General features: G+C 42.2%; 11 protein-coding genes. All 11 read left to right on the plus strand.

Going from position 1 to position 13,900, the window contains the following annotated elements; all coding sequences use genetic code 11:
* Nucleotides 1–1,077: 1,077 nt before the first annotated feature.
* The 11 genes from cysK (at nucleotide 1,078) to menD (ending at nucleotide 13,900) form a co-directional block, all read left to right on the plus strand.
* Nucleotides 1,078–2,001, plus strand: coding sequence for a cysteine synthase A (cysK, locus tag EO122_RS04545; RefSeq protein ID WP_127009569.1), 924 nt, complete (start codon nucleotides 1,078–1,080; stop codon nucleotides 1,999–2,001).
* 255 nt (nucleotides 2,002–2,256) lie between these two features.
* Complete coding sequence (locus tag EO122_RS04550) at nucleotides 2,257–3,282, plus strand: sulfate ABC transporter substrate-binding protein (RefSeq protein ID WP_127009570.1); 1,026 nt, start codon at nucleotides 2,257–2,259, stop codon at nucleotides 3,280–3,282.
* A complete protein-coding gene (gene cysT, locus EO122_RS04555) occupies nucleotides 3,263–4,138 on the plus strand; it encodes a sulfate ABC transporter permease subunit CysT (RefSeq protein ID WP_240632656.1) in 876 nt (291 codons plus the stop codon). Before EO122_RS04550 ends, cysT begins: the two co-directional genes overlap by 20 nt.
* A 7-nt stretch (nucleotides 4,139–4,145) precedes the next feature.
* Complete coding sequence (locus tag EO122_RS04560; RefSeq protein ID WP_127009572.1) at nucleotides 4,146–4,973, plus strand: sulfate ABC transporter permease; 828 nt, start codon at nucleotides 4,146–4,148, stop codon at nucleotides 4,971–4,973.
* Between the two features lie 35 nt (nucleotides 4,974–5,008).
* Nucleotides 5,009–6,070, plus strand: a complete 1,062-nt coding sequence (locus tag EO122_RS04565) for an ABC transporter ATP-binding protein (protein WP_127009573.1) — start codon at nucleotides 5,009–5,011, stop codon at nucleotides 6,068–6,070.
* Nucleotides 6,071–6,151: 81 nt separating this feature from the next.
* Nucleotides 6,152–8,020: an adenylyl-sulfate reductase subunit alpha gene (locus EO122_RS04570; protein ID WP_127009574.1), complete on the plus strand. Its 1,869-nt coding sequence runs from the start codon at nucleotides 6,152–6,154 to the stop codon at nucleotides 8,018–8,020.
* The gene (locus EO122_RS04575) at nucleotides 8,004–8,318 is read left to right on the plus strand and encodes a ferredoxin family protein (protein ID WP_127009575.1); all 315 of its coding nucleotides are present in this window, start codon (nucleotides 8,004–8,006) and stop codon (nucleotides 8,316–8,318) included. Before EO122_RS04570 ends, EO122_RS04575 begins: the two co-directional genes overlap by 17 nt.
* Before the next feature lie 10 nt (nucleotides 8,319–8,328).
* Entirely contained in the window at nucleotides 8,329–9,228 is a 900-nt protein-coding gene (gene cysD, locus EO122_RS04580) for a sulfate adenylyltransferase subunit CysD (protein ID WP_127009576.1), read from the plus strand.
* Nucleotides 9,228–10,898 carry a sulfate adenylyltransferase subunit 1 gene (locus EO122_RS04585; RefSeq protein WP_127009577.1) on the plus strand — a complete coding sequence of 557 codons (1,671 nt, stop codon included), beginning with the start codon at nucleotides 9,228–9,230 and terminating at the stop codon, nucleotides 10,896–10,898. Before cysD ends, EO122_RS04585 begins: the two co-directional genes overlap by 1 nt.
* Before the next feature lie 206 nt (nucleotides 10,899–11,104).
* Nucleotides 11,105–12,247, plus strand: a complete 1,143-nt coding sequence (locus EO122_RS04590; RefSeq protein WP_127009578.1) for an isochorismate synthase — start codon at nucleotides 11,105–11,107, stop codon at nucleotides 12,245–12,247.
* Between the two features lie 18 nt (nucleotides 12,248–12,265).
* Nucleotides 12,266–13,900: a 2-succinyl-5-enolpyruvyl-6-hydroxy-3-cyclohexene-1-carboxylic-acid synthase gene (gene menD / locus EO122_RS04595; protein WP_127009579.1), complete on the plus strand. Its 1,635-nt coding sequence runs from the start codon at nucleotides 12,266–12,268 to the stop codon at nucleotides 13,898–13,900.

A 13,900-nucleotide genomic window follows, 5' to 3' on the forward strand; every position in this document is an offset into this window, starting at 1 on the left:
CGAACACAGTAGTTAAGCTCGTAAACGCCGAAAGTACTTGGCTGGAAACGGCCTGGGAGGATAGGAAGTTGCTGATTAATAAAAGAAGAGCACCCAAAAGGGTGCTATTTTTTTATTAATTTATAAGTTTACATACGAGCAGGACGCCCTGGGATCCCCAGTGAACCACTTTTCATAGGAGCGTAGCGACGCATGAAAGTGTGTGAATCGGAGAGTTCCTGGCGTAAGATTTTGGAGCCGCAAAGAGGCGCACAAAATCCACAGCCAGGAACAGGAAGTTGCAAATGACAAGGTACTAAGAGAGCCGTTTCCAGCCAATATGTCTCAAGTAATATCTATGGAAGAATGCCATAGGTCTGGGACCTCCAGTGAACCACTTTCAAAGGAGCAAAGCACGCGCATAAGCAGGACTCAAGATTTGAAGGAGTGAAGCGACGCGCAAATCTTAGAGTATCGCTTAGTTCCTGACGTAAGATTTTAAAGCCCTAAAAGGGCGAATAAAATCCACAGACAGGAACAAAAGGATAACGGATAAAAGCATTTGCGTAAGATTTTGGAGCCCCAAAGGGGCGTACAAAATCCACAGCTAGGAACAAATAGGAAGTCGCAACTGACAAGGTACAAAGAGATCTCTTTCCACTCAATATATCAAAAGTAATATATATATTAGGACACCTGAAGGTGTCTTTTTTTTATCTCTACATATAAAATAACAAATAACAATTCTCATTTTTTGAATTTGCATATTTATGTATATAGTTTTACCCTATAGTATTCTATAGTTTATATCCAATTGACTACATAGGAATAAGAATATACAATAGTAGACGTTATTATAGCTCTGCATTCAGTAATAACTAGATATTGTCTATAAGCATATGTCGATACATATGTAGTAAATATAAAATAAAACTATATATTTATAAAATTAGATATAGGTATTATCAATATATTAAACTTCTAGATTAATAATCCAACTATCACAGCAAATAGATATATTGTCACTATATATTAAGTAGTATATATTAACCATCGAGTAGAATACATAAAAAATACAGCAGTAAGGGGGAACCAATCATGTACCAGCACGTAACAGATTTAATTGGCTCTACGCCATTGGTGGCATTGGATGCTTTCACAAAACTATATCAATTGAATGGTCGTTTATTAGGAAAATTAGAATATTTTAATCCCTTGGGCAGTGTGAAGGATCGTGTTGCCTATGGAATGATCAAAGAGGGGATTGACTCTGGTGTGATACAAAAAGATACGGTACTCATTGAACCTACTAGTGGTAATACGGGGATTGGTCTTGCCTTTGTAGCAGCGCAAATGGGACTTAAATTAATTCTTGTCATGCCGGACACGATGAGTGTGGAGCGTCAACGTATCGTACGAGCATTGGGGGCGTTGATTGTGCTTTCACCGGGCATAGAAGGGATGAAAGGAAGTATTCGGGTGGCTGAAGAGTTACAACAAATACATGGCAATGCTTTCATCTTGCAACAATTTACAAACCCTGCGAATCCTAACACTCATTATGAGACCACAGGTCCTGAGATTTGGAAGGATACGAATGGTGAAGTAGATGTATTTATTTCATCGATTGGTACAGGTGGAACAGTGACAGGTGTGGGTCGCTATTTAAAAGAGCAAAATCCTGCAGTACAGATTATTGGAGTAGAACCAACTACATCTGCTGTATTATCTGGCAAAGAAGCTGGGCCTCATGGTATCCAAGGGATTGGAGCAGGATTTATCCCTGATGTATTAGATACTAAGTTGTTAGATAAGATTGTGACGGTCTCTACAGAGGATGCCTATACATGTACACGGACCATTGCTAAAACAGAAGGGTTGTTACTTGGTATTTCCTCAGGGGCTGCCTTACAAGCGGCTATACAAATTGGTCAGGACCCGGCCTATAAGGATAAGAATATTGTTGTATTGCTACCAGATGGTGGGGAACGATATTTATCAACAGGTATTTTTGATGCTTAATACATATTATACTATGGCTCTTAAGCCTGTATTTACAGAGTTGAAATATTTAATGAAATATATGGGAGTACCTTTTCTAGCGGCTAGTAGACTATATATGGAATCAGTAGATTTATATACTATGTATTAATAGAGCCTATGGAATTTTATCTAAAGACTAGTTGAGCATATTAAAAACAAGCAGGAGATTGTGAGTAATGTTCTGCTAAAGTACACGATAGTAATGTGCCTTAGACATGACGATGGAGGGTATATATGAAACGAAAACGATATAGAAACTGGCTCATCGCCATGATAGGGATTGTTACTATAGGGACTTTCACGGGATGTATGAAAGATCCCAAAATAGTAGGTAATGATATACATATTACAAATGTATCTTATGATAGTACCCGTGAGTTTTATGAAGATTATAACCGATTATTTCGTGAGCATTATAAGGCTATCACTGGAAAGGATGTGCATGTCACGCAATCTCACGGTGGCTCTAGTGCACAGGCGCGGTCCATCATTGAAGGAAATGATGCCGATATTGTGTCCTTAGGGTCTTCGCAAGACATTGAAATGTTGAACCGTGTGCATTTGCTTGATGCGAATTGGGAGGATATGTTTCCCAATCATTCGGCTCCTTATACGTCAACTATTGTATTTTTAGTACGTAAGGGTAATCCTCAGCACATACAAGATTGGGCAGATTTAGAGAGGCCTGGGATTTCCATCGTAGCTCCAGACCCGAAGAGCTCTAGTGCGGCTTGTTGGATATTCATGGCAGCTTGGGACCATGGGCTTAGGGCGTATGGCACAGAAACAGGTGCGAAAGGCTATGTGAAAGCTCTTTATGACCATGTGAAAGTCTTAGATGCGGGTGCTCGTAGTGCGGCGACGACTTTCGTAGAAAATAAGCAAGGGGATGTACTCTTAATTTGGGAAAATGAAGCCTTACAAATTGTGAAGAACTATCCAGGTCAATATGAGCTGGTCACACCTAAAACGAGCATCGTCGCAGAGCCGAATGTGGCTCTTGTAAAAGGAATTACAGATCGAGATCAAACTACAGAGGTAGCTCGTGATTATATTCAATATTTATACTCTGATGAGGGGCAGCGGTTGATTGGTTCTTATGGATTTAGACCGTCCAATCCAGCTATCTTAGAAGAGTTTTCTTTGACCTTTAACCACAGGATAGAGTTAACAACTATTCATGCCTATGGTGGCTGGGATGCAGTGTATAAAAAGTTTTTTGATGAAGGTGGGGTATTTGATGAAATCTATGGAACATAAGATATCGTGGCTTTCACGAATTATAAACCCAACATCGACAAGAATTATTCCAGGCATGGGCTTGTCATTGGGCATTACCATTGCCTTATTATCTATCTGTATCATCATTCCTTTGGGGTCAGTGTTTTCCCATGGGCTGTCATTGCCTTGGGACACGTGGAAGGTATTGCTTACAAAAGCGAATGTAGTACAAGCCTTTACAACTAGTTTATTAACAGCCGCTATTGCAGCAGCTATCAATGTAGTATTTGGTTTTATCTTGGCTTGGGTTCTGGTGCGCTACACATTTCCAGGGAAAGCCTTACTGAACAGCATGATAGAACTTCCTTTTGCACTACCAACAGCGGTGGCTGGGATTACTTTATCGAAACTGTATACTGATACAGGTTGGTTTGGATCTATATTGTCACAGTGGGGGATTCACGTGGCTTATAGTCAAATAGGCATTGTGGTAGCCCTCGTATTTGTAGGGATTCCTTTTGTGGTGCGGTCCTTAGAACCAGTGCTTGAAACCTTAGATCCTATTTATGAAGAGGCTGCTTTCATGATGGGCTCCAGTAAATTTAGATTGTATCGACAAGTCATTTTTCCTGAATTATTGCCGCCCTTGTTGACTGGTTTTAGTTTGGCCTTTGCTAGAGGGATTGGCGAATATGGTAGCATCATTTACATTTCAGGAAATAGTTTTAAAAATCACACGCAAGCTGTATCCTATGTGATTATGCAAAAATTAAATTATGCCGACTATAGCAGTGCTACGGCCATCGCTATCGTGTTACTAGGCATTTCGTTTTCTATCTTGTTAGTAGTAAATCTAATTCAGAATCATCACGCAAAGCGCATTAAAGGGAGGTAATAAATCTATGAAAGGACGATACGGTTCTACCTTGTTAATTGTATTAGCTTGGGTATTCATTATTTTTATGCTCCTTATTCCTATGCTTTCAGTAGTGTTTCAATCTTTATCTTTAGGTTGGCAGTTCTATGTGCAGTCTATTAGCACTGTCTATGTGATGAAATCTTTGGGGCTGACCATACTGGTGATGGTCATTGCTATGTTGGTGAGTGCTACCTTTGGAGTGGCGGCTGCCTTTGCGGTATCGAAATTTGATTTTCCTGGTAAAACATTGATAGCTACTTTGGCAGATATACCTTTTTCCGTATCTCCCGTTATTGCAGGGTTAGCCTTTTTGCTCACTTTCGGTCGATTGGGTTGGTTGGGGCCATACATCAATCAGTTCAATGCGTGGACAGGTCTAGACATTCGTATTGTCTTTGCTATACCAGGGGTTATCTTGGTGACTGTATTCATGACCATGCCCTTTGTATTTCGTGAAATCTTACCAGTCTTGTTGAATCAAGGCCGAGAAGAAGAGGAAGCAGCGGCTTTGATGGGGGCCTCTGGATGGCGTATTTTTAAGGATATTACCTTTCCTAACATCAAATGGCCTTTGTTGTATGGGATTATCTTGTGTGGGGCCCGGGCTATGGGTGAATTTGGTGCTGTGGCGGCTGTATCTAAGGCGAGGGGATCTACTTTCACTTTGCCATTAGAAATCGATGCTCTTTATATGTCTGGTACTGAAAGTGCCGTGGTAGCATCCTTTAGTGTGTCGTCGGTGCTGATTCTGTTGGCTTTCATCATGATCGCCTTGCGCACCTATGCAGCACATAAAGCTAGCCATCGGTAATAATCATCATCGATACAGGTAGAGGGAGGAAATGCATGTACGTTAGTTTATCGAATATATATAAAAATTATGGAGACTTTCAGGCGTCGAAAGATGTGTCCTTGTCCATTGAGAAGGGCAGCTTGGTAGCCCTCTTAGGGCCTAGTGGAAGCGGGAAGACGACTATACTACGAATGATTGCCGGCTTGGAAACACCAGATCGAGGCGATATCTGTATCAATGGGACACGGGTCAATACTGTGGCGCCTGCAGATAGAGGGATTGGATTTTTATTTCAAAGTTATGCTTTATTTCGCTATATGACGGTGTTTGATAATATTGCCTTTGGATTGACCGTGAAGAAAGTGGGCAAAGAGGAAATTCGTCGTCGTGTAACGGAGCTCATCGATCTCATCGGACTTAGTGGCTTAGAAGATAGATATCCGAGCCAATTATCTGGTGGGCAACGGCAACGGGTTGCCTTTGCGAGAGCTTTGGCACCGAATCCAGATGTGTTGCTCTTGGATGAACCCTTTGCTGCCATCGATGCGAAGGTAAAAGAAGAACTTCGTATGTGGTTGCGCAATACGATTCAGCAAATTGGGATTACTACTATCTTTGTGACACATGACCAAGAAGAGGCCTTAGAAATGGCAGATCAAATTGTGGTGACTAACAAAGGTCGTATTGAACAAGTGGGAACGCCACAGGAGATTTACTGTAATCCAGAGACTCCGTTTGTAGCTAAGTTCTTAGGTAAGTCTTCTGTCGTAGAAGGATATGACGTGTTAAAAGGCTTTCAGAAAATCGACAATGTAAAAGAAGCCTTAATTCGACCAGAATATATTAGCATTCATCCCCAAGGGTCATTACACCGCTATCGCAGTGTGGTGGAGCTAGGTTATATTGAACATATTTTATTCAAAGGAAATCGTTTGGAAGTGACCCTGCGGATTGGTGAGTTAGTATTGGTGGCAAATCATACCATCGATGGGCATGCTTTCAAAGTAGGTGATGCAGTGGATGTGCTGATTTCTAGAATTTGTATCTACGATGACAACGCAACGTATCTAGTGGAAAATGAAGGTATGAATACAAGTAGCTTGTTCTATATTTAGTACGAAACTTTCAAAAGCTATAGATAGAACAGAAACAATATATACAAGGGTATATACGCATGGAAAGAAAGGGTGCATAGGATGTTAGGAAAGAAAGAGCGACTGCGCACGGATGTGCTGATTATCGGCGGAGGGACGGCCGGTTGTTATGCAGCATTAACTATAGGAAAAGCCAGTAATGCCCGTATTATCGTGGCGGAGAAGGCCCATATTAAACGAAGCGGATGTTTGGCGGCAGGGGTGAATGCCATCAACTGTTATATTTTGCCAAATCGGACGGTTCAAGATTATGTGGACTATGCCACGAAGGATGCGGAGGGTATTGTACGAGATGACTTGTTGCGTACGATGTGCGAACGAGTGAATGGAACGGTTCATGAGTTAGAACGGTTAGGATTAGTGATTTTGAAAGACGACCAAGGCAACTACGTAGCTCGTGGGAATCGAAATGTTAAAATCAATGGTGAAAATATTAAGCCCATTTTGGCAAGTGCCGTGGAATCGTTGGAGAATTGTCAAATTATTAACCAACTAGTTATCACAGATTATATCGTAAAAGACAATCGCATCTATGGCGCTGTAGGATTCCATAAGGAAACGGGGACCATCTATGAGATTGAAGCCACTTATGTAATTTGTGCTACTGGCGGTACCTCTGGGGTTTATAAGCCCAACAATCCAGGATTCTCTCGTCATAAAATGTGGTATTCCCCGTTTAATACAGGGGCGGGCTATGCTATGGGTATCTTGCAAGGGGCGGAGATGACCACCTTAGAGATGCGGTTCATTGCCCTTCGTTGTAAAGATACTATCGCCCCTACTGGAACCATCGCCCAAGGGGTAGGAGCGAAACAAATCAATGGTCTTGGCGAGAACTATGAAAGTGTATACGGTATCACTACTTCGCAACGCGTATACGGTACTGTGCAGGAACAGGTGGAAGGCAGAGGCCCTTGCTATTTAGGGACGAAGGGGATTTCTCCAGACCAAGAGCAAGACCTTCTGAAAGCCTACCTCAACATGGCGCCAAGCCAAACGTTGCGTTGGGTAGAACGTGGTCATGGTCCAGCTACAGAAAATGTAGAAATTGAAGGCACAGAACCTTATATCGTAGGGGGTCATACGGCGAGTGGCTACTGGGTTGATACCCATCGAGAAACGACCATCACTAACCTATTTGCTGCCGGTGATGTGGCAGGAGGAGCACCTCAAAAATATGTCACAGGAGCCTTAGCAGAAGGAGAAATTGCTGGGGATGAGATTGTGCGACGATACCAAGAGCAAGGTGAAGTACCGTCTGTAGGAAATGAACCGTGGTATCAGAAAGCAATTGATGCTATCGTGAAACGATATACTTCACAAATGGGGGCTAACGGAGGTGCTGGTATAAGCCGTGCCAGTGATAGTAACCTACTAACCCATGTGAGGGGCGAATTTACAGCAGTTAATACCAATGTTGATTCTGTACAAACCAGATCTAACGATAGTGTTGTACAAAACGGCACAAACATTGGTGTTGAACTATCCTATACTAATGCTGATTCTGCATTAGCCCGTATTGAAGAACAGGAACAACGATTGCAAGACATTATGGATGTCTATGCTGGAGGTATCAGCCAAGCCTACAAATACACAGAGAAAAGTTTAGGTGTGGCGAAATCAAAGCTAGAAGCCTTAGCTAAAGATATAGAGCAATTACAAGCGAATACGTTACATGAACTGTCCTACCTCTATGAACTGCGAGATCGCATTGTGGTGGCCCGAGCTTTAGTGGCGCATTTAGGAGGGCGTAAGGAAACACGTTGGCATAGCTTTGGAGAACATGGTGATTACCCGAATTGTAGCGACGACGGATTGGTGTATGTGAACTCCGTTTACAAAGATGGCGAATTTCAGGTTTTTCAACGACCACTAGTAGAAAAGGGGGATACCTATGAGCATACAAATTAATAAGGATACTTGCATCGGTTGCGGTAGATGCCAACAAGTATGCCCGGGGACATTGATCTACAAAGATGAAACGAAGAAAGCCTACATCGCCTATCCCTCTGATTGTTGGGGCTGTGTGTCTTGCGTGAAAGAATGTCCTGTAGGAGCCATTTCCTTTTTCCTAGGGGAAGATATGGGTGGCAAAGGCGCCACGATGGTGGTAACAACAGAAGGTCATTTGCTGCATTGGGATATTACGAAAATAGACGGAACTGTGCAGCGAATTACAGTAAATGCAAAAGAAAGTAATGCCTATTAAGGAGGTTAATATGAGTCAATTCTCTCATTTAGATGAATTAGAAGCGGAAGCTATATATATTATTCGTGAGGTAGCCGCACAATGCGAAAACCCAGTGATGCTATACTCTATCGGGAAGGATAGTTCGGTGATGTTGCATTTGGCGATGAAAGCTTTTTATCCAGCAAAACCACCATTCCCATTTTTACATGTGAACACCACTTGGAAGTTCAAAGAAATGATCGACTTCCGTGACAATGTGGCAAAGAAACTAGGCATTGAAATGCTAGAGTACATCAATCAGGATGGGGTAGATCGTGGTATTAATCCATTCGATTCTGGTGCGGCCTACACAGATATTATGAAAACACAAGCGTTAAAACAGGCTTTGGACAAATACGGATTTGATGCAGCCTTTGGGGGTGGTCGTCGAGATGAAGAAAAATCTCGTGCGAAAGAACGTATTTTTTCTTTCCGGAATGAACAACATGCGTGGGATCCAAAGAACCAACGTCCAGAAATGTGGAAACTGTTTAACACAAAAATCAACAAAGGGGAAAGCATGCGTGTATTCCCCATTTCTAACTGGACAGAAACAGATATTTGGCAATATATCAAACGAGAAAATATCGATATCGTGCCATTGTATTTCGCAGCAGAACGACCTGTAGTAGAACGGGATGGCAACTTAATCATGGTTGACGATGAACGATTCCGGTTACAAGAAGGAGAAACGGTAGAGAACAAATTAGTTCGATTCCGTACCTTAGGCTGCTACCCATTAACAGGTGGTATTGAATCGAATGCGACTACCTTAGATGAAATCATCGAAGAAACATTGAGTGCCGTATCCTCTGAACGAACTACAAGGGTTATCGACAGTGAAGCGGCAGGTAGCATGGAACGACGTAAACGGGAGGGCTATTTCTAATGAAAAGTTTATTGAAATTCATTACATGTGGCAGTGTAGATGACGGAAAATCTACATTGATTGGACATATCTTATACGATTCCAAATTATTATATGCAGACCAAAAGGAAGCCCTTGAATTAGAAAGTAAGGTGGGCAGTCGTGGTGGTAAAATCGACTATTCCTTGTTGTTAGACGGTTTGATGGCAGAGCGTGAGCAAGGCATCACCATCGACGTGGCATACCGTTATTTCACAACGGACCATCGCAGCTTCATCGTGGCGGATACACCAGGCCATGAAGAATATACTCGCAATATGGCGGTAGGGGCCTCCTTTGCGGATTTGGCGATCATTCTAGTGGATGCGAAGCAAGGTGTGTTGGTGCAAACACGTCGTCATGCTCGTATCTGCGCCTTAATGGGTATCCAACATTTCATCTTTGCAGTGAATAAAATGGACTTAGTGGGCTATAGTGAAAGTCGCTTCCAAGAGATCCAAACAGATATCCAAGCATTACAACAAGAATTGCAATTGGCGGACATTGCTATCATTCCTGTTTCTGCTACAGAGGGAGATAATATTACAGTTCATTCTCCACACATGCCTTGGTACAAGGGCAATACCTTACTAGGCCATTTAGAAACAGTAGATATCCAAGCTTTTGAAGAAGAAGGCTTCTATTTGCCAGTACAACGTGTGTCACGTCCAGACCATACCTTTAGAGGATTCCAAGGTCAAGTAGAAAGTGGTACCCTTCGTGTGAATGACACAGTGTGCGTATTGCCAAGCGGTGAAACAGCAGTGGTGAAATCTTTAATTCGAGGATTTGACTCTGTTGAGGAAATTCATATAGGGGAAGCGGTGACTATCCAATTAGACCGTGAAGTAGACGTATCTCGTGGTTGCGTTATTGTGAATAACACAGAGTTACAGGTCAGCGCAAAGCTAGAAACGACATTACTATGGATGGATGACACCACCTTACAAGAAGGTAGAGAATACCTTATCATGGTAGGTACAAAACTAGTATCTGGGGTGGTGAGCAAAATTCGCTATGCTGTGGATGTAAACACGGGCGATCATGTGGAGCGCGATGGATTGAGCAAAAATGAAATCGCTCGTTGTGTCTTGACCTTACAAGAGCCAATTGTGGTGGATGCTTTCACTAAGCATAAAACATTGGGTGAGTTCATCCTTATCGACCGTGTGAGCCATATGACAGCGGCTTGCGGTGTTATCCAAGACACCCTCGATAAAGGAGAGGAACTGTACACATTTATTGGTGATGCTGTTCGTGGTCGTGGCGATATTTTTGAAGAGTTTTATTATGATGTGGAAGGGTTAACAGTAGATAAAGTAAGACCGGAATGTGCCACATACCATGTGGGTGATGCGATTCCGCTTACAGGGGATAGTTACCAATATCCAAGTACTTTCGATATCTTGATTCTACGTGACAAAGTCTATATTTCTGTGCGAGATGGGGTCATCACAGCCATCGCTCCATTGCGTGAGTATACCTACCAAGGGGTACCATTATTGAATGGTCGTGGCTTTGGTATTGAGGTGCACTCTGACGAAGAATATACCCAATTCTTAGCAGATATTGAAGATTCTAAGAATCTAAATGATACTTTCGGAAAATGGTTGACGTTCACAAGTTATCGTCATATTGCTTTCAAAAAATAGATAGTAGCGCCTTCGGGCGCTTTTTCTATGCCTGGGATTGTGTCTAGTAGGGGATGTCTTTCAGTGGTATAATTGAATACAAGAGTGATATGTCGCAATCAAGAGACGAAGTGTATGAAGCGATAGGGTGTATAGATAGACTTAGTATTTCAATGCAAGTGGAAAAATGTAAGTCTGAAACTGAGTATTCGATATAAGGGAGCATTATGAACTATAAGAAGGTGCCATTACAACTAGATAATCCTTTGGAATTTTGGCTGAATTTTGAAGGGGAAGAGCGTGTCTTTTGGGTAGACCGTCAAAGTGATAGAGTTGTTGTAGGAGCAAAGCGATTAGCTGTTGTGAAAGATGATGAAGAGAGAAAGAATTATGCCTATGTGTTTTATGGAGGGACTTTCTTTCCTACAGTAAAAGATGAAAAATGGAAAGATATGGGCCATGAAATGGTGGCGTTCACACATTATTATATTGTTGAAAATGGAGAATCCTTTTACCTTCATGCCGGTGATGCCGTTGAGATTCAACGGCATAGGATTACTAGAGTCGATCATACGTATACGGAAACAAGCAATGATAAACAAGACTGGGATACATTGATGGATGCTATTTTAACCTCTATTCATGGGGGAAAGATGACGAAGGTAGTATCGTCTCGTGAAGTAGAGTTTACTAGTCCTACACCCTATCAGGTGGTGAGTATCTTGGATCGATTGGTAGAAAATAATCCAAACTGTTTCATTTTTGGATATGAAAAGGATGGTCGTACTTTTGTAGGGGCATCTCCAGAAATTCTGGTGCGCCATCGAGGCGATGAAATTCTTAGCTATGCTTTGGCAGGAACAGCTCCGAAATTTGGTCCTAAGGCATGGACGAAAGAGCGTTTTTTGGGGGATCATAAAAATCGTGTGGAACATGAGATTGTACGAGACCGTATTGTACATACGATGCGTCAGGTGACAGATGATGTGTCTGTAGGTGAAACGGGGATTATGGAGTTGTCGCGGTTGTATCATCTGCGGACAATCATTACTGCCAAAGATAGTACGAAATCGCTCATTGAATGGGGACAGCTATTGCATCCTACACCTGCCCTTGGTGGTGAACCAAGAGAGGCGGCTATGGACTTATTAGTGAAGTATGAGGCCCATGAACGTGGTATGTACGCAGCGCCATTTGGATTTATGAAAGATATGGGAGATGGCATTTTAGTAGTCGCTATTCGCTCGGCCCTTATTGTAGGACATCACCTCTATGCCTATGCTGGTTGTGGAGTTGTTAGTGAGTCCAATAGTGATGAAGAATACGAAGAGACGATTAATAAAATGGGAACTATACTCGATGCATTGTAATTGTATAGGAGATAGAGTATGAATGAATACATAGCAGCCTTAGTGGATGAGCTATATCAGTTAGGTGTACGCCACGCTGTATTTAGTCCTGGTTCCAGGTCTACTACATTGGCTATGCTTTTTCAAAGCCATGGTGGCTTTCAAACATATATGAATATAGACGAACGATCAGCAGGATTTATGGTCTTAGGAATTGGCAAAGCCCACGGAGAGCCGGCGGTATTGGTATGCACGTCTGGCTCAGCTTTGACGCACTATGGTCCTGCTGTGGTAGAGGCGAAACATGGTGGTATTCCTATGATCATTTTGTCTGCGGATCGGCCGTACACATTACAGAATGTGGGAGCTCCCCAGACAATCGATCAACAGAAATATTTTGGCACTGCCGTAACCTATTATGAGGAATTATCTGTGCCTAGTGAAAGTCACTATTACACGTATCCTCGCCAAGTGGCACGGCGTGCGTATTTGTATGCTAAAAATCATAAGGAAGGCCCTGTTCATATCAACGTACCTCTATTTGAACCATTGGTGCCAGAACGAGATAGCTCTTATTTCAGGATGGGTCGTAGTGACAAGGTCTTTCGACTAGTAACAGAAGATACAATTCGTGAGCTAGGACCTGTGTTAAAAGGAAAGAAAGTGCTTGTATTAGGGGGACCGTCTATTACACAACCGCGGGAAGTTATGGAATTTGCTAATGCCATAGGTGCTGTAGTTATAGGAGATCCTCTATCGAATCTACGAAAATTTGAAGAGGCTATTAGCACCTATGATTCTGTATTGGTACATGAGTCTATAAAAGAACAGTTGCGTCCAGATGTAGTCATTCAATTAGGTCAAATTCCAGTATCAAAACGGATTCAGCAATGGATGGCGGCCTTAGATGGCATTGAGTATATAGAGGTTAGTCCTACGGCAGAGTCGTTGAACCCTAGTTTGACCACTACTATCCACGTCATGGCCAATATCGGTGTATTTCTACATCGACTTACAGCCATTCAGGCGAGTAGAGAGTATTGTGTTATGTGGCAGCAGATCGAGGTAAGTAGTCGTCGTCAGTTAGATGCAGTAGGTGAGGAGCCCCATCTTTTTGAAGGTCGCACCATTCATATGCTACAAGCACAGATGCCAGCAGATGGCCAGATATTGGTAGCCAATAGTATGTCTATTCGAGATATGGATTACTATTGGGCGAGTGGTCGGTCTACAGCGACAGTCTATGGCAATCGAGGTACAAATGGTATCGATGGTACCGTATCGACAGCCTTAGGTTTGAGTACAAATGGAAAACCTACAGTGATGGTGACAGGAGATTTGAGTTTCTTTCATGATCTGAACGGGTTGGCGATTGGTAAAACACATGGCATGAACTTGACGATTATCTTGCATAACAATGATGGGGGCGGTATTTTCCAATATTTGCCACAAAAAGGAACAGACGATTTTGATTACCTTTTCAATACACCACAAGGCATTGATTACAGTGGATTAGCTACGATGTATGGTTTAGATTATGTGAAAGTGGCAACGAATGCAGAATTAGAAGAAGCAATGAATACGTATATTGGACGAGAAGGTATACATATCATTGAAATACCTACCTCAAAAGAAGGTAGTCGAGAGTTACATAAGGTATATCGGGTGAAGTAA

It is taken from the genome of Veillonella sp. CHU110 (assembly GCF_003992255.1).
In the GTDB taxonomy this organism is placed as follows: Bacteria; Bacillota; Negativicutes; order Veillonellales; family Veillonellaceae; genus F0422.